At 64.4% G+C, this 25,867-nt stretch carries 25 protein-coding genes; 4 read left to right on the forward strand and 21 right to left on the reverse strand.

All coding sequences use genetic code 11. The features are described from left to right. Window positions 1-32: 32 nt before the first annotated feature. A complete protein-coding gene (locus EVC45_RS21610; protein WP_129960276.1) occupies window positions 33-992 on the reverse strand; it encodes a nitronate monooxygenase family protein in 960 nt (319 codons plus the stop codon). A gap of 351 nt (window positions 993-1,343) precedes the next feature. Between EVC45_RS21610 and EVC45_RS21615 the strand changes: the two genes are divergently transcribed. Beyond that, entirely contained in the window at window positions 1,344-2,234 is an 891-nt protein-coding gene (locus EVC45_RS21615) for an alpha/beta fold hydrolase (protein ID WP_129960277.1), read from the forward strand. Between the two features lie 37 nt (window positions 2,235-2,271). Here EVC45_RS21615 and EVC45_RS21620 read toward each other — a convergent pair whose 3' ends face one another. Beyond that, complete coding sequence (locus EVC45_RS21620) at window positions 2,272-2,742, reverse strand: Lrp/AsnC family transcriptional regulator (protein WP_129960278.1); 471 nt, start codon at window positions 2,740-2,742, stop codon at window positions 2,272-2,274. 113 nt (window positions 2,743-2,855) lie between these two features. Between EVC45_RS21620 and EVC45_RS21625 the strand changes: the two genes are divergently transcribed. Next, the gene (locus tag EVC45_RS21625) at window positions 2,856-3,794 is read left to right on the forward strand and encodes a DMT family transporter (RefSeq protein ID WP_129960279.1); all 939 of its coding nucleotides are present in this window, start codon (window positions 2,856-2,858) and stop codon (window positions 3,792-3,794) included. 299 nt (window positions 3,795-4,093) lie between these two features. On the opposite strand, the gene EVC45_RS21630 is transcribed toward EVC45_RS21625, so the two are convergent. The 6 genes from EVC45_RS21630 to EVC45_RS21655 form a co-directional block, all read right to left on the reverse strand. After that, window positions 4,094-5,011 carry an MBL fold metallo-hydrolase gene (locus EVC45_RS21630; RefSeq protein WP_129960280.1) on the reverse strand — a complete coding sequence of 306 codons (918 nt, stop codon included), beginning with the start codon at window positions 5,009-5,011 and terminating at the stop codon, window positions 4,094-4,096. After that, window positions 5,008-5,481 carry a MaoC family dehydratase gene (locus EVC45_RS21635; protein ID WP_129960281.1) on the reverse strand — a complete coding sequence of 158 codons (474 nt, stop codon included), beginning with the start codon at window positions 5,479-5,481 and terminating at the stop codon, window positions 5,008-5,010. Before EVC45_RS21635 ends, EVC45_RS21630 begins: the two co-directional genes overlap by 4 nt. After that, a complete protein-coding gene (locus tag EVC45_RS21640) occupies window positions 5,478-5,723 on the reverse strand; it encodes a DUF1289 domain-containing protein (RefSeq protein ID WP_129960282.1) in 246 nt (81 codons plus the stop codon). Before EVC45_RS21640 ends, EVC45_RS21635 begins: the two co-directional genes overlap by 4 nt. Window positions 5,724-5,728: 5 nt before the next feature. Continuing rightward, window positions 5,729-6,250 (reverse strand): YbaK/EbsC family protein, encoded by a 522-nt coding sequence (locus EVC45_RS21645; protein WP_129960283.1) that lies wholly within the window; start codon window positions 6,248-6,250, stop codon window positions 5,729-5,731. Window positions 6,251-6,284: 34 nt separating this feature from the next. Further along, window positions 6,285-7,211: a hydroxymethylglutaryl-CoA lyase gene (locus EVC45_RS21650; RefSeq protein ID WP_129960284.1), complete on the reverse strand. Its 927-nt coding sequence runs from the start codon at window positions 7,209-7,211 to the stop codon at window positions 6,285-6,287. Between the two features lie 117 nt (window positions 7,212-7,328). Then, the gene (locus EVC45_RS21655; protein ID WP_129960285.1) at window positions 7,329-8,270 is read right to left on the reverse strand and encodes a glyoxylate/hydroxypyruvate reductase A; all 942 of its coding nucleotides are present in this window, start codon (window positions 8,268-8,270) and stop codon (window positions 7,329-7,331) included. Between the two features lie 315 nt (window positions 8,271-8,585). Here EVC45_RS21655 and EVC45_RS21660 point away from each other — a divergent pair, with 315 nt between their 5' ends. After that, the gene (locus EVC45_RS21660; protein WP_129960286.1) at window positions 8,586-9,188 is read left to right on the forward strand and encodes an alpha/beta hydrolase; all 603 of its coding nucleotides are present in this window, start codon (window positions 8,586-8,588) and stop codon (window positions 9,186-9,188) included. 366 nt (window positions 9,189-9,554) lie between these two features. Here EVC45_RS21660 and EVC45_RS21665 read toward each other — a convergent pair whose 3' ends face one another. From EVC45_RS21665 to EVC45_RS21725, 12 genes are all read right to left on the reverse strand, one after another. Continuing rightward, window positions 9,555-9,842 carry a T6SS effector amidase Tae4 family protein gene (locus EVC45_RS21665; protein WP_248295210.1) on the reverse strand — a complete coding sequence of 96 codons (288 nt, stop codon included), beginning with the start codon at window positions 9,840-9,842 and terminating at the stop codon, window positions 9,555-9,557. Window positions 9,843-10,074: 232 nt separating this feature from the next. Further along, window positions 10,075-11,169 carry a biotin synthase BioB gene (gene bioB / locus EVC45_RS21670; protein ID WP_129960287.1) on the reverse strand — a complete coding sequence of 365 codons (1,095 nt, stop codon included), beginning with the start codon at window positions 11,167-11,169 and terminating at the stop codon, window positions 10,075-10,077. Window positions 11,170-11,220: 51 nt separating this feature from the next. Further along, window positions 11,221-11,961, reverse strand: a complete 741-nt coding sequence (gene bioD, locus EVC45_RS21675) for a dethiobiotin synthase (protein WP_129960288.1) — start codon at window positions 11,959-11,961, stop codon at window positions 11,221-11,223. Continuing rightward, on the reverse strand, window positions 11,958-13,142 hold the full coding sequence (gene bioF, locus EVC45_RS21680) for an 8-amino-7-oxononanoate synthase (protein WP_129960289.1): 1,185 nt from the start codon (window positions 13,140-13,142) through the stop codon (window positions 11,958-11,960). The genes bioD and bioF overlap by 4 nt, the downstream gene beginning before the upstream one ends. Next, a complete protein-coding gene (gene bioA / locus EVC45_RS21685) occupies window positions 13,142-14,503 on the reverse strand; it encodes an adenosylmethionine--8-amino-7-oxononanoate transaminase (RefSeq protein ID WP_129960290.1) in 1,362 nt (453 codons plus the stop codon). The genes bioF and bioA overlap by 1 nt, the downstream gene beginning before the upstream one ends. A 448-nt stretch (window positions 14,504-14,951) precedes the next feature. Next, window positions 14,952-16,259: a dienelactone hydrolase family protein gene (locus EVC45_RS21690; protein WP_129960291.1), complete on the reverse strand. Its 1,308-nt coding sequence runs from the start codon at window positions 16,257-16,259 to the stop codon at window positions 14,952-14,954. A 622-nt stretch (window positions 16,260-16,881) separates the two neighbouring features. Beyond that, the gene (locus tag EVC45_RS21700; protein ID WP_129960293.1) at window positions 16,882-17,337 is read right to left on the reverse strand and encodes a YchJ family protein; all 456 of its coding nucleotides are present in this window, start codon (window positions 17,335-17,337) and stop codon (window positions 16,882-16,884) included. Between the two features lie 7 nt (window positions 17,338-17,344). Beyond that, a complete protein-coding gene (locus EVC45_RS21705) occupies window positions 17,345-18,475 on the reverse strand; it encodes an acyl-CoA dehydrogenase family protein (protein ID WP_129960294.1) in 1,131 nt (376 codons plus the stop codon). Window positions 18,476-18,542: 67 nt separating this feature from the next. Continuing rightward, entirely contained in the window at window positions 18,543-19,220 is a 678-nt protein-coding gene (locus tag EVC45_RS21710) for an SDR family oxidoreductase (RefSeq protein ID WP_129960295.1), read from the reverse strand. Window positions 19,221-19,247: 27 nt separating this feature from the next. After that, the gene (locus EVC45_RS21715; RefSeq protein WP_129960296.1) at window positions 19,248-20,456 is read right to left on the reverse strand and encodes an acetyl-CoA C-acetyltransferase; all 1,209 of its coding nucleotides are present in this window, start codon (window positions 20,454-20,456) and stop codon (window positions 19,248-19,250) included. Between the two features lie 69 nt (window positions 20,457-20,525). Next, complete coding sequence (gene aceK / locus EVC45_RS21720) at window positions 20,526-22,346, reverse strand: bifunctional isocitrate dehydrogenase kinase/phosphatase (protein WP_129960297.1); 1,821 nt, start codon at window positions 22,344-22,346, stop codon at window positions 20,526-20,528. Between the two features lie 49 nt (window positions 22,347-22,395). After that, window positions 22,396-22,800: a MerR family DNA-binding transcriptional regulator gene (locus tag EVC45_RS21725; protein ID WP_129960298.1), complete on the reverse strand. Its 405-nt coding sequence runs from the start codon at window positions 22,798-22,800 to the stop codon at window positions 22,396-22,398. A 158-nt stretch (window positions 22,801-22,958) separates the two neighbouring features. Between EVC45_RS21725 and EVC45_RS21730 the strand changes: the two genes are divergently transcribed. Further along, the gene (locus EVC45_RS21730) at window positions 22,959-24,032 is read left to right on the forward strand and encodes an MBL fold metallo-hydrolase (RefSeq protein WP_129960299.1); all 1,074 of its coding nucleotides are present in this window, start codon (window positions 22,959-22,961) and stop codon (window positions 24,030-24,032) included. A 100-nt stretch (window positions 24,033-24,132) separates the two neighbouring features. Here the strand turns inward: EVC45_RS21730 and EVC45_RS21735 are convergent, their stop codons facing one another. Next, window positions 24,133-25,719 (reverse strand): ABC transporter substrate-binding protein, encoded by a 1,587-nt coding sequence (locus EVC45_RS21735; RefSeq protein WP_129960300.1) that lies wholly within the window; start codon window positions 25,717-25,719, stop codon window positions 24,133-24,135. Between the last annotated feature and the right edge of the window lie 148 nt (window positions 25,720-25,867).

Here is a 25,867-nt window from a genome sequence, read left to right on the forward strand (position 1 = left end):
GAGGGGCGGGCCGGCCCGCCCCGTTCGACGCGTCAGCGTGCGATGCCGAGGCGTGCCTTCGCGTCGTCGTATTCCTTCTTCAGACGCTGCACGAGTTCGCCGACGTCCGGCACGTCGTCCATCAGGCCGACGCCTTGGCCCGCGCCCCAGATGTCCTTCCACGCCTTCGCCTTTTCGCTGCCGAAGTTCATCTTGGTTTTGTCCGATTCGGGCAGTGCGTCGGGGTCGAGCCCCGCGTTCAGGATGCTCTCGCGGATGTAGTTGCCGTGCACGCCGGTGAACAGGTTCGTGTAGATGATGTCCGACGATTTCGCGTCGATGATCGCCTGCTTGTAGCTGTCGACCGCATGCGCCTCTTTGGTCGCGATGAAGCGCGTGCCCATGTACGCGAGGTCCGCGCCCATCGCCTGTGCGGCGAGAATCGAGCCGCCGTTCGCGATCGAGCCCGACAGCACGATCGGGCCGTCGAAAATGCGCCGCACCTCGCCGACCAGCGCGAACGGTGAGGTGGTGCCCGCATGGCCGCCCGCGCCCGACGCGACCAGAATCAGCCCGTCGACGCCGGCTTCCAGCGCCTTCTGCGCATGCCGCAGATTGATCACGTCGTGCAGCACGATGCCGCCATAGCTGTGCACCGCATCGACGATCTCGCGGGCCGGCGCGCGCAGGCTGGTGATGAAGATCGGCACCTTGTGTTCGACGCAGACGCGCACGTCGTGTTCGAGCCGCGGATTCGACTGATGAACGATCTGATTGACCGCGATCGGGCCGATCACCGCGTTCGGGTTCGCGGCCTTGTGCTCGGCGAGTTGCGCCTGGATCTGCGTGAGCCACTCGTCGAGCAGTTCGGCCGGGCGCGCGTTGAGCGCGGGGAACGAGCCGACGATGCCGGCTTTGCACTGCGCCAGCACGAGTTCGGGATAGCTGACGATGAACATCGGCGAAGCAACGACGGGCAGTGCGAGGTTTTGCAGAACGGCGGGCAATGCCATGGTGCGGGTCTCCTGTGTCGACCCGAGTTAGCGCTTACTCGGGTCCCATGAATTTCAACTTGCCGAAGCGACGTGCGCCCGGCGATAGATGAGTTTAGCGGCACACGGCTTGCGGTGTGATAGCCGGCGAGTGCATCCGGCAATCGCACGAAACCGCCATGCCGAAGCCACTTCAAATATTTTAAGAACGACCGTTCGATTATAGGCGAATCGTGCGACCCGTGCGCGGCAGCCGCATTTGCAACGGTTCGAAGGAGTATTCAGGTTCCATGTCTGCGTGGGCTATCCCACCTCTCACGGAGCTGCTGGCCTTCTACAATGCACGGACCCTCAAACGACCAACGAGACGTCATGGCCTTCGAAAATTTCACGCCTTTTCGCGTCGCCGTGGGCGATGTCGATATTTTCGGAGTGAAGGGCGGTGCCGGGCCGCCTCTGCTGCTGCTGCACGGCCATCCGCAATCGCATCTGATCTGGGCGCGCTGCGCCGCGACGCTCGCGCAGCACTTCACGGTGATCGCGACCGATCTGCGCGGCTATGGCGCGTCGGGCAAACCGTCGAGCGATGCCACCCATGCGCCGTACTCGAAACGCACGATGGCCGCCGACCAGGTCGCGGCGATGCGCCACTTCGGCTTCGAGCGCTTCCTCGTTTGCGCGCACGATCGCGGCGCGCGCGTCGCGCACCGGATGGCGCTCGATCACGCCGACGCGGTCGAGCGCCTGATGCTGCTCGACATCGCGCCGACGCTCGCGATGTACGAAGCCACCGATCGCACGTTCGCGACGCATTACTTCCACTGGTTCTTCCTGATCCAGCCTGAGCCACTGCCCGAAACCCTGATCGGCGCGAACCCGGCCGCCTATGTCGATGCGGTGATGGGCGGACGTCACGCGGGCCTCGCACCGTTCGATCCCGCCGCGCTCGACGCCTATCGGGCGGCGCTCGCGCAACCCGGCGCGGTGCACGCGATGTGCGAGGACTACCGGGCAGCGGCGAGCATCGACCTCGAACATGATCGCGCCGATATCGAGCGCGGCAACAAGATCGGCTGTCCGCTGCGCGTGCTGTGGGGCGACAAGGGCGTGATCGAGAAATGCTTCGATGCGCTCGGCGAATGGCGGCAAGTCGCGCGCGACGTCAGCGGCCGCGCGCTATCGTGCGGGCACTATCTGCCCGAGGAAGCGCCGGACGAACTGGTCGCCGAGATGCTGTCGTTTTTCGAAGCGGTCGAACAATAGACGACGAGCCGCTACGCGCGGCCTTCGATGAACCCTCTCAGCCGAGCGGCGGCAGCCGCCGCGCGACCGGCGTCGACTTGACGATCGCGGTGCTGGTCTCCGCGCGCTCGGTCACTTTCGACAGGATCTCGTCGAGCTGCTCGATCGAATGCAGGTACAGGCGGCAGATGAAACAGTCGTCGCCGGTCACCTTGTCGCATTCGACGAATTCCGGAATGCGCCGGATCACTTCCTCGACCAGATGCAGCTGGCCGGGCAGCGGCTTCACCCGCACGATCGCCTGCAGCGTGAAGCCGAGCGCGCGCGGATCGATCTGCACGGTGAAGCGCTCGATCACGCCTTGCGCTTCGAGCCGCCGCACGCGTTCGGCCGTGCTGGGCGCCGACAGGCCGACGACGCGCGCGAGTTCGCTGACCGGCTGACGCGCGTCCTGCGCGAGCGCGGCGAGCAGTGCGCGGTCGGTGTCGTCGAGTGCGACCGGTGCGATCGATGCAAGGCGTTTGCTCATGATGGCCTTCGTTTATGAGGTGAAAACGCGGTAACGCTTAAGTTTAGCCATGTATTCGCGCGCGCGGATTAATTACACTGCCGGTTATGCCGTCACCAATCCGGGATCGAATCATGGCTTCAAACAAGGCTTCCGTCACGACCTCAGGCAGTTCGTCCAGCGACATCCGCCGCGGCGCGGCCGAGATGAGCATTGCGATGCTGATGTCGGGCACGATCGGCTGGTTGGTCGTGTCGTCGCAGCAAAGCCCTTTCAACGTGGTGTTTTTCCGCTGCATCTTCGGCGGCGCGACGCTCGCGCTCGTGTGCGCCGCGCTCGGCCTGTTCCGCCGCGAACTGTTTTCGTGGAAGATCCTCGGCCTCGCTTTGCTCGGCGGCGCGGCGATCGTCGTGAACTGGGTGTTGCTGTTCGCCGCGTACTCACGTGCGTCGATTTCGATGGCGACGGCCGTCTACAACACGCAGCCGTTCATGCTGGTCGGGCTCGGCGCGCTGGTGTTTCGCGAGCGCGTCAGTGCGTCGACGATCGCGTGGCTCGTGGTCGCGTTCGTCGGGCTCGTGTTCGTCGTGAAGGTCGAGCCGGCCGTGCTCGCGGTGCCGGGGCAATATCTGGTCGGCGTCGCCTATGCGGTCGGCGCGGCGGCGATGTACGCGGTGTCGTCGATCATCACGAAGCGGCTGAAGGGCACGCCCCCGCATCTGCTCGCGTTGATCCAGGTGTCGCTCGGCGTGCTGTTGCTCGCGCCGTTCGTGCGCTTCGACGCGTTGCCGGCAAGCGGCGTGCAGTGGCTCGAACTGGTCGTGCTCGGCGTCGTCCATACCGGTCTGATGTACGTGCTGCTGTATGGCGCGATCCAGAAGCTGCCGACGTCGATGACGGGCGCGCTGTCGTTCATCTATCCGGTGGTCGCGATCATCGTCGATCGGGTGGCATTCGGCCAGACGCTCGCATGGATTCAGGTGCTGGGCGCCGCACTGATTCTGCTGGCGGCGGCGGGCGTTAATCTCGGGTGGCGAATCGTGCCGCAGAAGAAGCGTCTATCGTCCACCTGATGCCGATTTGACATTCGATCGGCAATTGCTACGGATTGCAGAGTAAAGCGCACGCATTCAAGCGCCTAACGCCGCTTGATGACAGATCATGTATGCATTTGTAAAACGCGGTGTTAATTTTCTGTAGGGAAATCACCGATGCGTTGCAAAAACCCGCACGCGTATCATTGATAGCGACGCTGATCACGTCCACACAGATGTTCCGCCGCTCGCTTCGTCGAGCGGTTTTCTTTTTGTGGGAACGGTTTGCGTTCCGTCACATCTTTCCGCAGTACCGGCCGCATGGGCCGATCACACATTCAACGCCGCGCGAGAATACGCGTGCCGTCCACTACGAGCGGTCCACCATTCGCCGCGAGCTCACCGATCATTCCCTTCAGCAGCGCAGACCATTCGCCGCGCGGCTTCAGCATCGACGCGGCGGCGTGCATCACGGTCGCGTCGTCGAGCATGCGCAGAAGCGTATCCACACTCATCTCGCGGACTTCGAGCAGCTTGAATACGATCAGCACCTTCAGCGCGTTCCTTGCATTGCGCGCGGGATCGGCACGCAACCAGGCGACGCGCGACAGCGCGCGTTCGAGCGCCGCTTCGACCTGCATGAACGGGGCGCCGTGGCCAGGGATGACGACGCGCACGTCGAGTGTCGCGATCATGTCGAGCACGGCCTGCTGCTCGGCAAAGCCGCTTTCGCCTTCGAGTTCGGGGAAGATCACGCCGAAGCCGTTTTCCCATAGCGCATCCGCGCTGATCAGCAAGCGTTCGTCGGCGCAATAGAGCATCAGCGAATGCGGATCGTGGCCGGGCGCGCCGAGCACCTGCCAGTCGAGTGCGCCGAGCCGCAAGCGCGCGCCGGGCGCGAGCGTGCCGGTGAAGCCGAAGCGTTCGCAGGTCTGACCGGTCGCGCGAAAAGTGAGGCGCGTTTCGTCCCAATCACGCACGGCATCGGCTTCGGATGAAGGGATCAGCGTGCGACATGGCCACGTGGCCTGCAACAGCGCGTTGCCGCCGCAGTGATCCGAATGCAGATGCGTGTTGACGATCAGATCGAGCGGCCGCGTGTGCAACGCATTGCGCACCAGCGCGACCGTCTGCGATGCGTGCGTCGCATAGCCGGTATCGACGAGCGCCGCGCAGGTGTCATCGACGAGCAGCACATTGTTCGACGACAGCCAGCCGCGCTCGAACACCTGGATCGATGCGGGCAGTGCGATCATGATGTGGCCGTTCTCGCTTGCGTGTGCGCGACGGTGTCGGGCTTCGGCATCACGAGGATCGTCGAGGTGCCCGTCAACATCAGCTCGCCGCGCTGATTGACCACCGAACCTTCGAGGTAGGTCAGATCGCCGTTCAGGCTTGGCTTCCAGTGAGCGTCGCGCACCCGCCATGTGATCGTCAGCGTGTCGTGCGCCTGCACCGCCTTCTTCAGCTTGATATCGAATTCGAGTCCGAGCGGCTGCGCATAGGCCGAGAAATGCGTGGCGAGCAGCGCCATGAAATACGCGGTGGGTTGCGTGCCCGACGCGATCAGCCCACCAAAACGGCTTTGCGCGGCGTACGCTTCATCGTGATGCAGCGGGTTCAGATCGACGACCAGCGTCGCGAACGATTTGATCGAATCCACCGACAACTCGAGCGTCGAACTGAACGTCTCACCAGGCGTCACGATGCGCGGCGCGGCGTTCATTGCTTCTCCGTCGTGGTCGGTGTCGTGCGCAGCGCCATCAACTTCGCGTGGCGCACTTCGATCGCGTCCCACACCGCGCGCTTCGCGTCGTTATCCTGCGTCGACCAGCTGGCGATTTCGTCGATCGTGCGCAGGCATCCTTCGCACCAGCCCGTCGACGCATCCATTCTGCACACGCTGATGCACGGCGACGGCACTGAACCGTCGTCGTCCCTGGCATCGGAATCGTTGCCGCTCGCCATCGTGTTCAGGCCGGCTCGCGCAACGCGACATCGACGACCGGCGCGCCCGTCAGCGCGATCAGCTCCTGCGCGGTCAGATTGAACACCGCGTGCGGATGGCCGGCGGCGGCCCACAGACTCTCCAGTTCGAGCAGATCGGCATCGATCAGCGTGAGCGGCTCGGTCGCATGACCGACGGGGCACACGCCACCAATCGCATAGCCGGTTTTTTCGCGCACGAACTTCGCATCCGCGCGGCCGATTGCGCCGACCTGCGCGGCCACTTTCTTTTCGTCGACGCGATTCGCGCCGCTCGCGATCACGAGCACCGGCGCGTCGTCTTCGCGGCGCCGGAACAGAATCGACTTCGCGATCTGCGCGACCGAGCAGCCGAGTCCGGCGGCCGCTTCGGCGGAAGTCTTGCCGGTCTCCGGCAGCATCACGATTCGGCCCGCGTGGCCGCGTTCGCGCAGCAGCAGCGCGACGCGGCGTGCCGAGTCGGGCAGCGCGGCGAGATCGTCGGAGTCGAAGGACGCGAGGTCGTTCATCGTTGGGGATCCTGATTGAAAATGGATGGAGCGCTCATACGCAGGTATTCGCTTCGCTGCGCGCCTTCGCGAGCAGCGCTTTGCCGGCCCGTGACACGTTGGCCCGGCCGATCGCATTGGAAATGAAGTCGCCGATGTCGACCACTTGCGCGAGGTCGATGCCGGTCTCGATGCCGAGGCCGTTCATCAGATACAGCACGTCTTCGGTTGCGACGTTGCCGGTCGCGCCCTTCGCATACGGGCAACCGCCGAGCCCCGCGACCGACGCATGGAAAATCTCGACGCCTTCGAGCAGCGCCGCGTAGATGTTCGCGAGCGCCTGGCCATAGGTGTCGTGGAAGTGTCCGGATAGATGCTCGCGCGGAAACACCTGGGTGACCGCCTCGAATACTTCGCGAGTGCGCTTCGGCGTGCCGACGCCGATCGTGTCGGCGATATCGATCTCGTCGCAGCCGAGCGCGGCGAAACGCTCGACGACGTCGACGACCGACGCGACCGGCACTTCACCCTGATACGGACAGCCGAGCGCGCACGACACGCTGCCGCGAATGCGCAGCTTATGTTCTTTCGCCGCCGCCGCAACCGGCGCGAAGCGCTCGATGCTCTCCGCGATGCTGCAGTTGATGTTCTTCTGCGAGAACGCCTCGCTCGCCGCGCCGAAGATCACGATCTCGTCGGCGCGCGCGGCGAGCGCGCCTTCGAAGCCGCGCAGGTTCGGCGTCAGCACCGAGTAGATCGTGCCGGCGCGGCGCTCGATGCCGGCCATCACATCAGCGCCATCGGCCATCTGCGGCACCCATTTCGGCGACACGAACGACGCCGCTTCGACGTTGCGAAAGCCTGCCGCCGACAGTCGGTTGATCAGCTCGATCTTGGTCGCGGTCGGCACGAATTCCTTCTCGTTCTGCAGCCCGTCGCGCGGACCCACTTCGACGATTTTCACTTGCTTCGGTAAGGCCATGATGTGTCTCCGATCCGATGCGGTTTTGTCGCTGTCCCATCCAGCATGGGTGCTGCCGCGTTGCTGCAATTCAATTCAACCCGCGCGCCTGCGACGCGCGCGAGCGCGGGTTTCACTTTAGTAGCCGCGTTCCAGTTGTACGGCGCCGCTCACCTGCTCGCCGCGCATCATCGCGCCGATCTTGTCCACGACCTGCGCGACGCTGTCCTCGCGCAACGTCAGCGCCGACGTGTGCGGCGTGATCGTGATGCGCGGCTCGCGCCAGAACGGATGATCGGCGGGCAGCGGTTCCTCGCGGAACACGTCGAGCGTCGCGGCGGTGAGCTGGCCGCTCGCGAGCGCGTCGAGCAGATCCGTTTCGACCAGATGCGCGCCGCGCGCGACGTTGATCAGGTACGCGCCGTGCGCGAGCTTCGCGAAGACTTGCGCGTTCAGCACGCTTTCAGTGTCGGGCGTATGCGGCAGCAGATTGACGAGCACTTTCACGCCGTCGAGAAAGCTATCGAACTGCGCGTCGCCCGCGAACGTCGCGATGCCGTCGATCTGCTTTGCGCTGCGGCTATAGCCGCGCACCGGCAGGCCGAACGAGGCGAGCGTTTGCGCGACGTGCGTGCCGAGCACGCCGAGCCCGAGCACGCCCACGTTGAAGGTCGCGCGCGGATGCGGCTCGAGCACTTTCCAGCGGCACTCGGCTTGCAGGACCTGATATTCGTCGAAGCGGCGCAGATAGCGCAGCACCGCATGCGTCACGTACTCGGCCATCTGCGCGCCCATGCCGGTATCTTCGAGGCGAATCAACGGCACCTCGGGCGGCAATGTGCCCGGGTGCTCGCGTTCGAGCGCGAGAATCGCATCGACGCCGGCGCCGAGATTGAAGATCGCGCGCAGCGTAGTGCGGCCGGCCAGCATCTCGCGCGGCGGACGCCAGACCACCGCGAAATCGGCGGGAGCGGTGTCGCCGGGCTGCCATTCGCGCAGTTCGGCCGCGGGCAAAGCGCGCGCGAAGTCGCGCAGCCAGTCGGCGGCTTCGGTGTGCGGTGCGTAGAAGAGTATTTTCATGCGGTCCGGAATGCGTCGGCGTCGATGTGAGCATGAGCGGGGCGGACTGTGAGCGCGCCGCGGCGATGGGACGACGCGTGCGGCATCGGGTCTCCTCCCGTTATGGATAGGCCTCATTCTACTTTTTCGACGCAAATCGCGCGCGTTTGCGCACGGACGTGCGCTTCGACCTGCATGCCGTGGTGGGCGCCGAGCTAGCGCGTTCCCGCGTATTTGTTCGATCGCCCGATAACGAAAGCACAAAAACTTGGTTCATCGACGCGCGAGCGCGCGGGACAATGACTGCCCGGATTCCCTGCGCAGCGAGGCACGCACATGCTTTCATGCACCCGATCGAGTTGGCCGCCACGACTCGTCACCGTTCCCGGCCTGCGCGGCAGCGAAGGCGCGCATTGGCAAACATGGCTGGAGCGGCAGTTCGCGCGCTCGTTGCGCGTCGAGCAGGCCAACTGGGATGCGCCCGATCTCGCGCGATGGGCGAAGTCGTTGCGCGAACTGCTCGCGCGCGAGCGCGGCCCGTTCGTGCTGGCCGCCCACAGCTTCGGCTGCCTCGCGACCGCGCATGCGTTGCAGCAGGGCGCGCTCCCGAGCGACGTGGCCGGTGTGCTGTTCGTCGCGCCCGCGAGTCCGCGCAAGTTCGAATTCGCGGGACCGTTCGACGCGCGACGTCTGGGCGTGCCGTCGATCCTGATCGGCAGCGAAACCGATCCGTGGATGACGCTCGCCGACGCGCGCGATCTCGCGCAGCGCTTCGGCAGTGCGTTCGTCAATCTCGGCGATGCGGGGCATATCAACACGGCGGCGGGCTTCGGACCGTGGCCGCGTGCGAAGTACTTCATCGATACGCTGGTGCATTGCGCGGCGCCGCTGCGGTTTCGCGAAGAGGCGGTTGATATTCCGCAGCATGCGCTGGTGTGACCGCGTGGTGGCGCTGAGCGCTAGGTGGGCAAGCGTCGGAGTGTCGCTTGACACCGCATAGACCCAGCTACGAGTTTTCATCATCGACAGGAAGGGATCCGATTGCCCGCCTACTCTGGCCGATGACACGACGTTAGATCTCCTGGTGGTGTTTCCTGGAGTAGCCGACATAACCGCCGGCTATCGAACTCACAACTGCCAACGCAAACCAGAGAAGCAGGAAAGTGTTTTCTGCCGTGCGAGAAGCATCGAACAGGCTTCCGTTGCCGTGCAGCAGAAAAACACCGTATAGGAAGAGCCCAAGCCACGACAGTAGCGTAGCGCTAACTGCTCCGAGTGGGACACCGACGAAGATTCTTAAAAGGTTCATTTCACGGGAAAGAACAGAATCGTTTTCGAATTTCGAAAGTCCGACCAGATACCTGGAATGACGATGTTCCAGCTAACTCTGAGTCCGGTGCCGAAACCGGTTAACCTGTTGCCGTTCCATAGATCGATGTGACCGCCGCTCGTACTGCTAATCGGATCGGTGTCGCGGCGCCAGTAGCCGTCGAACATGATGATGCCGGTGCGGCCTTTGACCTTCGTGACCCAACCGGCTCCGGTAATGTTCTCCGGTTTCCCGACCCCGGCAATCGGCTGAAGTAGAGTCACCCTACCCGCATCGTGATTTTTTTAAAATCAGACCGATTGCGACGATTCTGAATTTGACGCGATTTGTAGTTGCTTGCGCATCTTGAATGGGTAAGCAACGCTTCGCCGTGAAACGCACCCGAAGGTTGGATCAATACCGAACCTTCGGGGTGCCATTTAGTCGGCGGGCTACGAGGCAGTCTTCTTACTCACGCACGCCTCCTCCATGCAACTTCGCCATTGGCTCCTCAGCTCAGTTCGTCACCCCATGGTCCTTATCTCCACACCCACGCTCGCACTCACTCCGCTCCACCGGCATCTGCTGCGCCGCTTCAGCGCGAATGCCCAGACGCGCGAGCAGCTTGCGGTCCGCTTCCGCCTGCGGATTGCTCGTGGTCAGCAACTGGTCGCCGTAGAAAATCGAATTCGCACCCGCGAGGAAGCACATCGCCTGCAACGCCTCGTCCATCTGCTCGCGGCCGGCCGATAGACGCACCATCGCGCGAGGCATCGTGATGCGCGCAATCGCGATCGTGCGCACGAATTCGAACGGGTCGATCGGTTCGGTGCCGGTCAGCGGCGTGCCTTGTACCTGCACCAGATTGTTGATCGGCACCGATTCCGGATACGGCTCCATGTTCGCGAGCTGCGCGATCAGCCCTGCGCGCTCGCGACGCGATTCGCCCATCCCGACGATGCCGCCGCAGCAAACGTTGATGCCCGCGTCGCGCACGCGCTCGAGCGTGTCGAGACGATCCTGGTAGGTGCGCGTCGAAATGATCTGGCCGTAGAACTCCGGCGACGTATCGAGGTTGTGGTTGTAATAGTCGAGACCCGCATCGCGCAGCGCCTGTGCCTGGTGCGTTTCGAGCATGCCGAGCGTCACGCAGGTTTCGAGGCCCATCGCCTTCACGCCGCGGATCATGTCCTTGATCGGCTCGAGATGGCGGTCCTTCGGATTGCGCCACGCGGCGCCCATGCAGAAGCGCGTCGCGCCGTTGTCTTTCGCGAGCTTCGCGGCGGCGAGCACTTCGTCGACCGGCATCAGCTTGTCGGCGGCGAGGCCCGTGTCGTGGTGCACCGATTGCGGACAGTACGCGCAATCCTCTTCGCAGCCGCCGGTCTTGATCGACAGCAGCGTCGACAGTTGCACGGCGTTCGCGTCGAAATGCTCGCGATGCGTTTGCTGCGCGCGGAATAGCAGATCGTTGAACGGCAGTTCGTACAACGCGACGATATCCGCGACGCGCCAGCGCGCGAGCGGCTTGGCTTCAATGGCGGCGGAAGTCGGATTGTTGTTGGCGGCGATGGTGTCGGCGGCGTCTGCAGCGATGTTCAGTTGTGTCATGTGATCGATCCTCGTGTACGGATGAAATGGGGTTCGGCGCGGCGGGCAGCGCTATGCCGCGCGCAATTGGCGCAGCGTCTGCAGAAGCCGTCGAATGTCGAGTTGCTCGGCCGCGCGCTCCGGCGACAGCGGGCTGAGATGCGGCACGATTCCGAGCAACGGCGCGTCGTACGCTTGCGCGAGATGCGTGCGAATCGACGCGATGTTCTCGTCGGGGAACGTCATGTCCGGGTCGATGCGATTCGCGACCCAGCCCGCGAGCGTCAGACCGCGTGCGGCGATCGCTTCTGCGGTCAGCAGCGCGTGGCTGATGCAGCCGAGCCGCATGCCGACCACCAGCACCACCGGCAGCTTCAGCGCGACGGCGAGATCGGCGGTGTCCTGCGTCGCGGTCAACGGCACGCGAAAACCGCCGACACCTTCGACGACGACGACATCGGCAAGCTTCAGCGCCTCCCCGTGGCACGCGACGATGTGCTCGAGATCGAACGAGACGTTTTCGAGCGCGGCCGCGATGTGCGGCGCAGCGGGTTCTTTCAACAGATACGGCGTGCGCATCGCAGGCGGCAACAGCACGCTCGATGCGGCATCGAGTTGATCCGCGTCCTCGTTGTGCTGCACGCCGTTCACCTCGAATGCGCCCGCCGCGATCGGCTTCATCGCTGCCGCCTGCAGGCCTTCGCGCACGAAGCCGCGCAATAGCGCCGACGACACGAAGGTCTTGCCGATCTCCGTATCGGTACCGGTGACGAACAACGACAGCGCGCCGTCAGCGTGATTCAGATTGCTCATGCCGCGCGCTCTCCAAGCTGTTGCAGGCCGGCTTCGAGCCGGTCGAGATCCGCATGCGAGTGCGCGGCTGACAGCGAGATGCGCAGGCGCGACGTGCCGGTCGGCACGGTCGGCGGACGGATCGCGGGCACCCACAGACCCGCGCGATCGAGCGACGCGGCGATGTCGAGCGTCGCATCGTTCGCGCCGATGACGAGCGGCTGCACGGCCGTGTGCGAATCGACGGGCAGCCACGGCGTGGCTTTCAGCATCGCGCGCGTGCGCTCGATCAGTTGCTGGAGATGCGCGCGGCGCGCATCGCCTTCTTCGCCACCGATGATGCGCAGACTCGCCGACACCGCGTGCGCGGCCGCCGGCACCGACGCGGTCGTGAAGATATACGGACGCGCACGCTGCACCAGCCATTCGATCACGGTCGCATGCGCGACGACGAACGCGCCCGACACGCCGGCCGCTTTGCCGAGTGTGCCGATCGAGATCAGATGCGGCGAGCGCAGCGCGGCTTGCGCGATCGCGCCGCGGCCTTGCGGACCGAGCACGCCGAAGCCGTGCGCATCGTCGACGATCAGCCATGCGCCGTGCCGCTCCGCGAGTTCGAGCAGACGTGGCAGCGGTGCGATGTCACCGTCCATGCTGAACACGGTATCGGAGACGATCACCTTGACGTCCGCCTCCGATGCTTCGAGCATCGCGCTCAATGCATCCACATCGCAGTGTGGGTAGATCTGCACATCGGCGCGCGACAGTCGCGCGCCATCGATCAGCGACGCGTGATTGAGCGCGTCGGAGAACAGCGTCGTGCCGCGGCCAGCGAGCGCGGTCAGCGTCGCGAGATTCGCCATATAGCCGGTGCTGAAATACAGCGCGCGGGCATCGTCGACGAAGCCGCCGGCGAATGCCGCGAGATCGTCTTCGAGTTGCGCATGCGCGCGCGAATGACCGCCGAGCAGATGCGAGCCGCCGCTGCCCGCGCCATACAGGCGCGCGCCTTCGGCGATCGCGTCGATCAGCCGCGGATGCGCGGCGAGGCCCAGGTAGTCGTTGCTCGCGAAGCCGATGATGTCGCGGCCGTCGACCGTCATGTGCGCGGCACACGGCGTGTCAGCGGTGCGGCGGCGCCGGCGCAGGCCGCGCGCGTCGATTTCCTTCAGGCCTTCGGCAAGTGTGTCGAGCAGATGCATCAGCGGGCCTCCGCGAGCGTGGCGTCGAAGGTGTCACGCGTGCGCGCGGCCAGCAGCGCGAGTTCTTCGTCGTCGAGGATGTAAGGCGGCATCAGGTACACGGTGGTACCGATCGGGCGCAGCAATAGCTCGCGCTGCAGCGCGTTTTCGAAGAAGCGGCGCGAGAATGTTTTGGCTTGCTGAGGATCGTCGATCGCCGTATCAAACGCGAAGATCGTGCCGCGCTGACGCAGATTGCGCACCTGCGGGTGCTCCGCAAGCGGCGCGAGCGCGGCTTTCAGAGTTGCCGATTTGCGTGCGTTGCTAGCGAGCACGTCGTCGCTCGCGAACAGATCGAGCGTCGCGAGCGCGGCGCGGCATGCGAGCGGATTGCCGGTGTACGAATGCGAGTGCAGGAAGCCGCGCGCGGTGTCGTCGTGATAGAAGGCCGCGAAGATCTCGTCGCGCGACAGCACGATCGACAGCGGCAGATAGCCGCCGCTGATGCCCTTAGACAGACACAGGAAGTCCGGCCACACGCCAGCCTGTTCGGATGCGAAGAACGTGCCGGTGCGGCCGCAGCCGACCGCGATTTCGTCGGCGATCAGATGCACGCCGTACTGGTCGCACAGCGCGCGCAATCCGGCCACATACGACGCGTCGTGCATCGCCATGCCGGCGGCGCATTGCACCAGCGGCTCGACGATCAGCGCGGCGATGCGGTTCGCGCGCGCCTCGAACAACGCGCGCACATTGTCGAGCGCGCGGCGCGCGACGTCGTCGGCGGTTTCGCCCGCTTGCGCGAGCCGCGCATCGGGCGACGCGACGACGTGCGCGTGACGAATCAGCGGATCGTAGGCGTCCTTGAATAGCGCGACGTCGGTCACGCCGAGCGCGCCGATCGTCTCGCCGTGGTAGCTGTTGGCAATGCAGACGAATTCCTGCTTGTCGGCGTAGCCCCGGTTGCGCCAGCTGTGAAAGCTCATCTTCAGCGCGATCTCGACCGCCGACGCGCCATCCGACGCGAAGAACGCGTGGCCGAGCGTGTTGCCGGTCAACGCGTGCAGACGTTCCGCGAGTTCGACGGCGGGCTCGTGCGTGCAGCCGGCGAGCATGGCGTGTTCGAGCGTGTCGAGCTGATCTTTCAGCGCCGCGTTGATGCTCGGGTTCGCGTGACCGAACAGATTGACCCACCACGAGCTGATTGCGTCGAGATAGCGACGACCGGCCCGATCGTACAGCCACGCGCCTTGACCGCGCGCGACGGGGATCAGCGGCAGACGTTCGTGGTGCTTCATCTGCGTGCACGGATGCCACACCGCGCGCAGGCTGCGGGCGACCCAATCTTCAGGGGCGACCGGGAGGGCTGCTGATTTTTCCAAAGAGGTACTCCAGGGTGCTTTTTTGCCACGCACGCGCGAGGGCGTTTTCAAGCCCTTTTCTGGAGGGCTTTCACGCTGTTCCGCAGACCATTGCCGCCCGCGGCAGACGAGCCTCGGCGAGTGCGCGGGGTCGAGATTAGCGGTTTATTTGCTCGCGCGCATCAACGGCAAAAAGGGCGTTTTTCGCGGTGGCATCGAGGTTTGGCGCTGTTCGACGCAACTCGTTTCACTTCGGGATGGAAGCTCGCAAATCGACGTAGATAGCGACGTCAAAGTAATGGGCTCTTACTGGCGGGAACTTGCGGTGAGGGGGTGCTTTTTGCGGGCGCGTGGCGCGGACGCGCGCCGCGGTGATGGTGCAATGGCGATGCAAAAGCAAAAAAGCCCGCTGAATCAGCGGGCCTTCGATACGGCGGAAGCGAACTCGAATCCAAGCGCTATGCGTCCCTCACTCCCGGCTCGCAATCGCGCGCCGGCCATTCTCATCGGCACCATCCGCATCCGCCGTCTGCGAGTTCTGGTTGCCCCACACGACCGAGTTATCGACCGCATACAGCCGGCACGGATCGGAGCTCTGCTTCTGGCAATTCGCCACCGCTACCTTCATCGGATCGTCGCCACCCTCGGCCCACGACCACGCGCCCGAATCCGACACCGCGAACGCGCGGCTCGGATACTGATGCAGGAAGTTGCGATAGCCATTGCGGCCCTCGTTGTCGAGGAACGGCACCGCGTCGACCGCGTCGAGTGAGGCGAAGTCGGTTGCCTTCGGCGCGGCCGGATCGGCGACGTGATACTGCACGGCCGTCGGCATACCGGCGCGCGCGAGGAACGCTTCGACGGCCGGCCACCACACGTGCACGCCGTCGCGGTCACCCACCAGCCGATGCGCGTCGTTCTTGTAGTTGCCGAAGTCGACCATCTTCACGCTCGCGCCGTGTGCGCGGTACGCGGCGTACATGCCCGCGACGAGCGGCGCGTTCCACACCGAATCGTTATCGCCGTACAGCCACAGCGACGGCACCGCGGTCTTCTCGCCGTACGCACCGAATGCGCGCGTCAGATTGCCTTGCCAGTCTTCGCAGGCGTCCTGGCGGAGGCCGCCCGAGAAATTGATCAGCGCGCGCACACCGGGCGCCGCTTCCGTGCCGTATGCGATCGTCGCGAGACCGCCATGCGAGGTGCCTGCCACCGCGATGTGCGCCGCGTCGACATAAGGTTGCTTCGACATGTAATCGATCGTCGCGGCGACGTCTCCGGCCTGGCCGAGGCCATTGCGCTCGACATCGCATCCGTCCTGCTCGTACACGCCGTCCGAGTGACCGAAGCCCTGGCGGTTCGGCGCGACGACCACGTAGCCGCGGCGCACGAATTCGCGCGCGAACGGCAGCGGATCGCTGCGTTCCTGCGTGCGCGGGTCGCCCGGAATCTTGCCGTGGTTGAACACGATCATCGGGAACGGGCCTGCGCCGTCCGGCTTGTAGATCGTGGTTTCGAGCGTGACGGTGCCGTCGGCGTCGACCGGCACGCGGATGATCTTTTCGTTCAGGTGAGCGGTGGGCAGGTAGACATCGTCGTCGAGCGCGATGCGCGGCACGCGGGCGCGCGACAGCGGTCCCAGGGTGTCGCTGGTCGGCGTCGCGTTCTGTACCGAAGAGGACGAGTAGGCGAGCGGATCGGCGTGCGCGATCGTGACAGCACACGTGGCCGCGGCGCAGATCGCCGCACACTTCGTCAGAACCTTGCTCAACACCATCGACGCACCTGCTTGAAAGACCTGTCCTGAACTCCGCGCTGTCCGGTTGCGCAAAACGCTGCTGACATTCAGCTTTCGTTCGCGTTTTCGACACAAACAGACTCACTCGCGTACGTTGTGCGGGAAGCGCACGCACGCAAATCGAGATCGCACGGGATGAACCCAACGGCCGACGCGACCCCACGCGCCGAGGATGAGCGTCACTCAATGCTGCCGGAGTCCGCGCGGCGCGCTTTCGATCAGCGGCCGGCCAGGCTTCCTTTGCATGTTGCGGAGCAGGTATGACCCGCTCTCGCAATGTGACGTCATGAAACTACGGACTCATACTGGCACGACAATTTTGTTTTGTGCAATCAAGGAGAACCCGCGACGCAAAAATTGCTGCATGTGCGAACGAGGCTTCAAAGCCTTGCCGGGCAAGGCCCGGAGACATGTGGCGGGAAGCGGCGAGTAAAGGTCGTGTAAGTGCTGTGGTGCGAGGCCAACGGAAAAAACGCGTGAGCCGGACGCAAAAAAGCCCTTAAAAAAGGGCCTTTTATGAATCCTGTTGTGAGGCGGCGAAAGACACGAGAAAGCTTCGTCGTGTAATGCAGCGATTACTTAATCGCTACGGGCTGGTCATCTACTCGTTGACATCGCCATCGACATATCGCCAGCGGCCATCATCGCCACGGAGGAAGCGGCTCAATTCATGCAACCGGTGCGCACGTCCCCCCACTTTGTAGCGGGCGATGAATTCGACGCTCGCGTGATCGGCATCGCTTTCAGCGAACGCTTTGATCTGCAGTCCGAGCCAACGGGGTGCGTCGGGCGCGGTGGGATCGGTGTCGAGATCGGCGGGGCAGGTGCGGGGGTCCCACGTCGCGCGCAGATAGTCGGTTGCACCGAGCACGTACGCGCTATAACGCGAGCGCATCAGTTCGAGCGCGCGCGGCGCCGCTTCGCCGCCGTCGATGTAGCGGCCGCAGCATTGCGCGAAACGCGGAGCTTTGGCCGCGGTGCCCCCGCGTGCGTCGGGCGTGGCACCGCCGCACGGACAGTCCACAGGTCTTTGCTGTGACAACAATGGCTTGTTCATGGGAATTTCAGTTGAGCGCGCGAGCGATCAGGATCTTCTGGATGTCGCTGGTGCCTTCATAGATCTGGCACACGCGCACGTCGCGGTAAATCCGCTCGACCGGGAAGTCGCTCAGATAACCGTAGCCGCCGTGAATCTGCAACGCGGCCGAGCAGATGCGCTCGGCCGCTTCGGAGGCAAACAGCTTCGCCATCGCGGCTTCGGTCAGACACGGCTGGCCCGCGTCCTTCAGCGACGCCGCGTGCCAGATCAATTGACGTGCGGCTTCGAGTTGCGTCGCCATGTCGGCGAGACGGAACTGCACCGCCTGATGCGAGAACAGCGGCGCGCCGAAGCTCTCACGTTCTTTCGCGTAAGTCAGCGCCGCCTCGAACGCGGCGCGCGCCATGCCGACGCTTTGCGCGGCGATACCGATGCGCCCGCCTTCGAGACCCGACAGCGCGATCCGGTAGCCTTCGCCTTGCGCGCCGATCAGGTTCGCGGCCGGCACGCGGCACTCCTCGAACACGATCTGCGCGGTATCCGACGAATGCTGACCGAGCTTGTCCTCGACACGCGCGACCACGTAGCCCGGCGTGCCGGTGGGCACGATGAACGCGCTGATGCCGCGCTTGCCGGCGGCCTTGTCGGTGACGGCCATCACGATCGCGACGTCGCCGTTCTTGCCGCTCGTGATGAACTGCTTGACGCCATTCAGCACGTACGCATCGCCGTCTCGCGTCGCGGTGGTGCGCAGCGCCGATGCGTCCGACCCCGCTTGCGGCTCGGTCAGGCAGAACGCGCCGAGCATCTCGCCGCGCGCGAGCGGCGTGAGCCAGTCGCGCTTCTGTGCGTCGTTGCCATAGGTGAGCAGGATGCTGCACACCGGGCAGTTGTTGACTGAGATCGCGGTCGACGTGCCGCCGTCGCCGGCCGCGATTTCTTCGAGAATCAGCGCGAGCGCGAGCGCATCCATGCCGGCGCCGCCGTACGTTTCGGGCACCAGCACGCCATAAGCGCCGAGCTCCGCGAGTTGGCGGTGCACGTCGCGCGGAAAGGTGCGCTCGCGATCCCATTGCGCCGCGTACGGCGTGATCGCTTCGCGCACGAAGGTGCGCAGCGCGTCGCGCACCATCAGGTGATCCTGGTCAAGCACCATGAGCGTGTCTCCTGTCGACCGGCGTCGATGCTTCAGCACGCACGCCGGCCCCATGCAATGTCGTTGGCTACCAGTCGAGCTGCGTGCCGTCGTGCTGAAAGAAGCGGCCGTGAAACGCGTCGCGCGATGCCGCCGCCTGCGCCAGCACCTCGCGCATGCCGGCGACGCTGCGCACCGGATCGAGCGCGGCCTGCGCGCCGCCCATGTCGGTGCGCACCCAGCCGGGATGCAGCGACACGCAGGTCGCGCGCTGCGCGTCGAGTGACGCGAGCTTCAGCACGTCGTTCAGCGCAGCCTTGCTCGCGCGATACAGCCAGCCGGTCGTGCCGCTCGCATCGGCGATGCTGCCCATGCGGCTCGAAATCACCGCGAGCACGCCGTCCGCTTCCTCGACGAGCGGCAGCAGGATCGGCAGCAACTGCATCGGGCCACGCACGTTGGTGTGCATCACGTGATCGAAGTCCTCGGCGGTGATCGTCTCGATGCCTTCGGTGCGCGGGCCATACACGCCCGACACCAGGATCGCCGCATCGAGCCGTTCGCCGTCGAGCTTCCAGCCGAGCGCCGCGATTTCTTCGGGCGCGGTGACGTCGAGCGCGAAGGTTTCGGCGCCGAGTTCGTTGAGCGCGTCGAGCGCGGCGACGTCGCGCGCGGTGGCGAGCACGCGCCAGCCGCTCTTTCTGTACTGCCGCACGAATTCCTGGCCGATGCCACGCGACGCACCGACGATCAACACTGTTTTCATCGTATTCCTCGAAGTTTTATCGACGCTTCAGATCAGTTCGATACCCATCGCGGTCGCCTCGCCGCCGCCGATACACAGCGTCGCGACGCCGCGCTTCAGACCGCGCTTTTTCAACGCGCCGATCAGCGTGACGAGAATGCGCGCACCCGAGGCGCCGATCGGATGGCCGAGCGCGCACGCACCGCCGTTCACGTTGACCTTGTTGTGCGGCAAATCGTGTTCCTTCATCGCGGCCATCGTGACGACTGCGAACGCTTCGTTGATCTCGTACAGATCGACGTCGCCGGCGCGCCAGCCGTTCTTCTCGAACAGCTTGCGGATCGCGCCGACCGGCGCGGTGGTGAACTTCGCGGGCTCCTGTGCGAAGGTCGAATGACCGACGACGCGCGCGAGCGGCGTGACGCCGAGCCGTTTCGCGGTCGATTCGCGCATCATCACGAGCGCGGCCGCGCCGTCCGAGATCGACGACGAGTTCGCCGCCGTCACGGTGCCGGTCTTGCTGAACGCGGGCTTCAGCGTAAGGATCTTGTCGAGGTTGGCCTTGAACGGCTGCTCGTCGCGCGCGATCGTGACGTCGCCCTTGCGGGCCGCGACGGTGACCGGCGCGATTTCCCAGTCGAACGAACCGTCCTCGTTCGCGCGCTTAGCGCGGTTCAGCGACTCGACCGCGAACGCGTCCTGCGCCTCGCGCGTGAAGTCGAACGACGCCGCGCATTCCTCGGCGAACGTGCCCATCAGACGGCCCTTGTCGTACGCGTCTTCGAGGCCGTCGTAGAACATGTGGTCGAGCACCTGGCCGTGGCCCATGCGCATGCCGTTGCGCGCTTTCGGCAGCAGATACGGCGCGTTCGTCATGCTCTCCATGCCGCCCGCGACGATCACGTCGAGCGAGCCCGCGGCCAGCATGTCGTGCGCGAACATCGCCGCGCGCATGCCGGAGCCGCACATCTTGTTGACCGTCGTGCAGCCGGTGGCGAGCGGCAGACCGGCGCCGAGCGCGGCCTGGCGCGCGGGCGCCTGGCCGAGGCCGGCGGGCAGCACGCAGCCGATCACCGCCTCGTCGATCTGCTCGGGCTTCAGCCCCGCGCGCTCTACCGCTGCCTTGATCGCGACAGCGCCGAGCTGGGGCGCCGTCAGCGACGCGAAGTCGCCTTGAAAACCGGCCATCGGCGTACGCGCCGCGCTGACGATCACGATCGGATCGGCGTTGATACCACTGTGGTTTGCGTCACTCATGTTCGAGCTCCTTGGTCATAGCTTGGGTGGCTACTGCCGCGCGTTGCCTGCTGCGAACCCTCGTGGGATTCAGCAGGCCACGCGCACATCGGGTACGTCCGCCGGCGCATCGGGCGCCTCGGCGAATCGCTCCGGATAACGCACGCAAAAGCGCACGCTCTGGTCATACGGGAAAAAGTCGGGCAGCTCGCCCTTCAACAATGAATCCTTGTGCTGCTGCCACAAAGCAGGTTCGAAGAAATCCGCGTGATGCCGCATGAACGAGCGCCGCACGCGTGGATCGCCGAGCAGGAACGTGCCGTACGTCTCCGGGAAAATATCGTGCGGGCCGACCGCGTACCACGGCTCGTCCGACATTTCGTCTTCCTCGTTGCGCGGCGGCGGCACCGCGCGCACATTGCAGTCGGTCAGGTATTCGATCTCGTCGTAGTCGTAGAACACGACGCGGCCATGGCGCGTGACGCCGAAGTTCTTGTACAGCATGTCGCCGGGGAAGATGTTCGCCTGCATCAGCTCCTTCACCGCGTTGCCGTATTCCTTGATGCCGTGCTCGACGTCGTCGTCGTTGCCGTTCTGCAGGAACAGATTGAGCGGCACCATGCGTCGCTCGATGTACATATGGCGAATCACGAGGTTCTCGCCTTCATACTCGAGCAGCGACGGCACTTCCTTCTCGAGTTCGCGCAACAGCGTTTCGTCGAGCCGCGCGAGCGGCAGCGCGACGCTCGAATATTCGAGCGTGTCGGCCATGCGGCCGAGCCGGTCGTGACGTTTGACGAGCAGATACTTCTGCTGGATCTGCGCGCGTGTGGTTTCCTTCGGCGGCGGAAAATTGTCCCTGATCAGCTTGAACACGTACGGAAACGACGGCAACGTGAACACCAGCATCACGAGCCCCTTGATGCCGGGGGCAACGATGAAGCGGTCGCTCGAATGCTTGAGGTGATGCAGCAGATCGCGATAGAACAGATTCTTGCCCTGTTTCTGCAGACCCACCGACGTATAGATTTCCGCCTTCGGCTTGCCCGGCATCACGGTGCGCAGAAACTCGACATACGCGGACGGCACTTCCATGTCGACCAGAAAATACGAGTGCGAGAAGCTGAAGATGATCAGCAACTGCTCGCGTTTGAGCAGCACCGTGTCGAGCGCGAGCACGCCCGGTTTCACGTGCCGCAGCGGCACCGCGAACGGCAGCAGCGCGTCGCCATTGATGATGCGCCCGACGATATACGCGGCCTTGTTGCGATGAAACAGCGACGACAATACGTGAATCTGGAAATTCGGCGCTTCGTCGAACACGCCGAATGCTTCGTGAATCGACTGCATCACGCAGGCGACGTCGCGCGTCAGATCCTCGAACGGCAGATCGAGCTGGAAGTTCGTGACGACCCGCTCGAGCGTCGCGGCAAGTCCATCGGTACCGGGGTAATACGCACGATAGGTCGGCTTCGCGGCCGGCTCGTCGTTCTCGATGTATTCGGTCGAGATTGCGGGGCGCACGAAAATGAAATCGTTGTTGAAATAGGAGCGATGCAGGATCTTGCAGGAGACCGAATTAAAAAACGTCTCCGCGCATTCGGGCTGACGGTGCGTGGTCAGAAGGCCGATATAGTGCAGCTTGATCTGCTGCCACACATCGCCGTCGATGTTCTCCGCGTCGTACTCGTCTTCGAGCAGTTGCACGCATTCGTGCACGCGATCGTCGTACGACGTGATGCGCTCGCGCGCGAGTGTTTGCAGGCCGTGCCAGTCGCCGGCTTCGAACAGCGTCTTCGCATGGATCGCCGCGTCGCGAAAGATCCGATAGTGACGGTCGAACCCTTCGAGCATCGTTTGCGCGACGTCGAAACCGATTTGCGACGATAACAGCTTGGGGAAGTGATTCATCACGCGCGCTCCGCAAACGCCGGTCAGAGTCAGGCAGCTTCAGGCCAATTCAGGCAGGCTTCGCGTCATGCCTCGCGCCGTCGAGCAGCGCGCGCGCCTGCGCCTCGTATTGCGCGAGATCTTCGAGCGTCGCGTCGAGATCTTCGCGCTGGCGTTCGAGCACTTCGCGATGACGCGTGACCGTCGCGAGAAACGCATGCAACTGCGGCACGGTGTCGGTCGGCGACTCGTAGACGTCGAGCAGGTCGCGGATCTCCGACAGCGTGAAGCCAAGCCGCTTGCCGCGCAGCGTGAGCTTCAGACGCGTGCGGTCGCGGCCCGAATAGACGCGCCGCAAGCCGCTCGAGCCCTCGCGGCTCGGCGAGAGTAAACCCTGATCTTCGTAGAAACGGATCGCGCGTGGCGTGACGTCGAATTCGCGCGCGAGTTCGGTGATCGTGTATTGCGTATTCATCGGGACATCTCGTGGCCGCTTGGCCGGCACAAAACCGGATTGGACGATAGAATCGACGTTTACGTTATCGTCAACCTGAGCGGAAAGCAACCACAACCAGGCCGACCGGCATCGCACACCTCGCCATGCCGGAGGGTCGTCGGAGGAAGACAGTCCCCATGAATGCACTCGAACATCAACTCCAATACCCCTTCAACGACACGATGCCCGATTCGGGCCGCACGATGGAAGTCGCGCCCGGCGTGCTGTGGCTGCGCATGCCGCTGCCGTTCGCGCTCGACCATATCAACCTGTGGCTGCTGCGCGATGAGATCGACGGACAGCAAGGCTGGACCGTGGTCGATTGCGGTATTACGTCGGACACCATCAAAGCGAATTGGGAGAGCGTGTTCGACTCGGTGCTCGATGGGCTGCCGGTGCTGCGCGTGATCGTCACGCATTGCCATCCGGATCACATCGGCCTCGCGCACTGGGTGTGCGGCGGCGGCGATAAGCAGCGTTGGGACGCGCGGCTGTGGATGACGCTCGGCGAATACATGCAGGCGCGTGTGATGGCGACCGGCGACGGCTCGAACGCGGGCGGTGAGGCCGCGGCGCGGCACTTCGCGCGGCATGGTCTGAACGACGCCGAATCGCTCGACAAGCTGCGCAATCGCGAGAGCTATTACACGACCCTCGTGCCGGCGATTCCGAGGCAATACCGCCGCTTGCGCGAAGCCGAGGACGTGAGGATCGGCGGCAGGTCGTGGCGCGTGGTGACGGGCTTTGGCCACTCGCCGGAACACTGCGCGCTGTACTGCGCGGAAACCGGCACGCTGATTTCCGGCGACATGGTGCTGCCGCGCATTTCGACCAACGTGTCGGTGTTCGATATCGAGCCTGAAGGCTCGCCGCTCGAACTGTATCTGGAGTCGCTCGGCCGCTACGAGACGATGCCTGAGGAGACCCTGGTGCTGCCGTCGCATGGCAAGCCGTTTCGCGGCGTGCGCACGCGCATTCGGCAACTGCGCGAGCACCACGTCGCGCGGCTCGCCGAAGTGCGCGAAGCGTGCGCGGAAAAGCCGCGCAGCGCCGCCGATATCGTGCCGTTGATGTTCAAGCGCCAGCTCGATATCCATCAGATGACGTTCGCGCTGGGCGAGGCGCTCGCGCATTTGCATCTGCTGTGGCGATCGGGGGAATTGAAGCGGACGCAGGATGCCGACGGGGTGATTCGGTTCGCGGCGGTGTGATCCGGTTCAATTCGATTCGCCGATAAAAAAGCCCGGTTGCGCTTCCACGCAACCGGGCTTTTTACTGACGCGCCCAGCTTGAATCAGCCGCAGCGCGAAATCACTGCACCACCACCGCGCCAAAATTCTGCCGCCCAAACGGACTCACGTGATACCCGCTCACGTTGGTACGCGTGATCGCGGCGGCGGTCGGATAGCCGAGCGGGATCCACAGCGCTTCGTCGTGGATGATCTGCTGCGCGGCTTCATATGCCTTCGTACGCTTGGAGATATCGGCCGTGGCTTTGCCGTCGGCGATCAGCTTGTCGAGATCCTGATCGCAGAAACGCGCGAAGTTGATGCCCGACTTCACCGCGTTGCAACTGAAGAGCGGCGACAGATAGTTGTCCGGATCGCCGTTGTCGCCGGCCCAGCCCATGAACAGCGAGTCATGCTGGCCTTGCTTTGCCTGCTTGATCAGCTCGCCCCATTCGATCACCTTGACTTCCGCCTTCACGCCGATCTTCGCGAAGTCGGCCTGCAGCAGTTCGGCGCCGGCCTTCGGATTCGGATTCAGCACGCTGCCGTTCGGACGCACCCAGATGGTCGTTTCGAAGCCGTTCGGAAAGCCCGCGTTGGCGAGCAGTTGCTTCGCCTTCGCCGGGTCGTACGGCCAGCCCTTGATCGAGCGGTTGTAGCTCCACGTATTCGGCGGGAACGGGTTCACGGCCGGCGTCGCGGTGTTGTCGAACACGGTCTTCAGATACGTCGTGCGGTCGAACGCCATGTTCAGCGCGGCGCGCACCTTCTGGTTGTCGAGCGGCTTCTGCTGCGTGTTCAGCGCGACGAAGGCCGTCATGAACGCGGGCGTCTGCACGATCGAGAGCGCCTTGTCGTTCTTCGCGTCGGCGAGATCCTGCGGCTTCGGCGACAGCGCGATCTGGCATTCGCCAGCCTTCACCTTCTGCGCGCGCACGGTCGCGTCCGGCGTGATCGCGTAGATCAGGCGCTCGATCTTCGGCTTCGGCCCCCAGTAGGTCGGGTTCGCGTCGTAACGGATCACCGCGTCTTTCGTATAGCTCTTCAGCACGAACGGGCCGGTGCCGATCGGCTGCGCGTTCAGCTCGACCTGCTTGCCGGCCTTCAGCAACTGGTCCGCGTACTCGGCCGAATAGATCGACGCGAAGCCCATCGTCAGGATCGACACGAAGGTCGCGTTCGGTTCGTTCAACTCGAACTTGACCGTGTTGTCGTCGACCTTGGTGATCGCCTTGATCAGCTTCGGCAGCCCCATCGATTGCGCGTGAGGGAAGCCGCTCGCGCCGGCCACCTTGTGCCACGGATTGCTGTCGTTGAGCATGCGGTCGAACGTGAAGATCACGTCGTCGGCATTCAGCGCGCGGGTGGGCTTGAAGTAGTCGGTGGTCTGGAACTGCACGTTCGGGCGCAGGTGGAACGTGTAGGTCAGGCCGTCGGGGCTCACTTCCCACTTGTCGGCGAGCGCGGGCACGACCTTCTTCGCGGCTTCATCGAACGACACCAGCGAGTTGAAGATCACATCCGCCGATGCATTGGTCGTAACGAGCGAATTGAACTGCACGACGTCGAAGCCGTCGGGGCTCGATTCGGTGCAGACGGTCAGCGGTTTGGCGAGGACGAGCGCGGGCGCCGTGAGCAGGATGGCGGCTGCGAGCAGTTTGAAGCGCATAGGATCTCCGGTAACGAGCGCAGTCAGGCAGTGCGTCTGGTTGTGTTTATGGCGGCGAGGCGTGAGCGGGGCAGGTGAGCGGTCCCGGCGCGCGCGTCGCCACGATTGTGATACGTTCCCGGCGCCGCCGTGCAGGTCGGGCGACCCC

Source organism: Paraburkholderia sp. UYCP14C, from assembly GCF_004197395.1.
Lineage (GTDB): Bacteria > Pseudomonadota > Gammaproteobacteria > Burkholderiales > Burkholderiaceae > Paraburkholderia.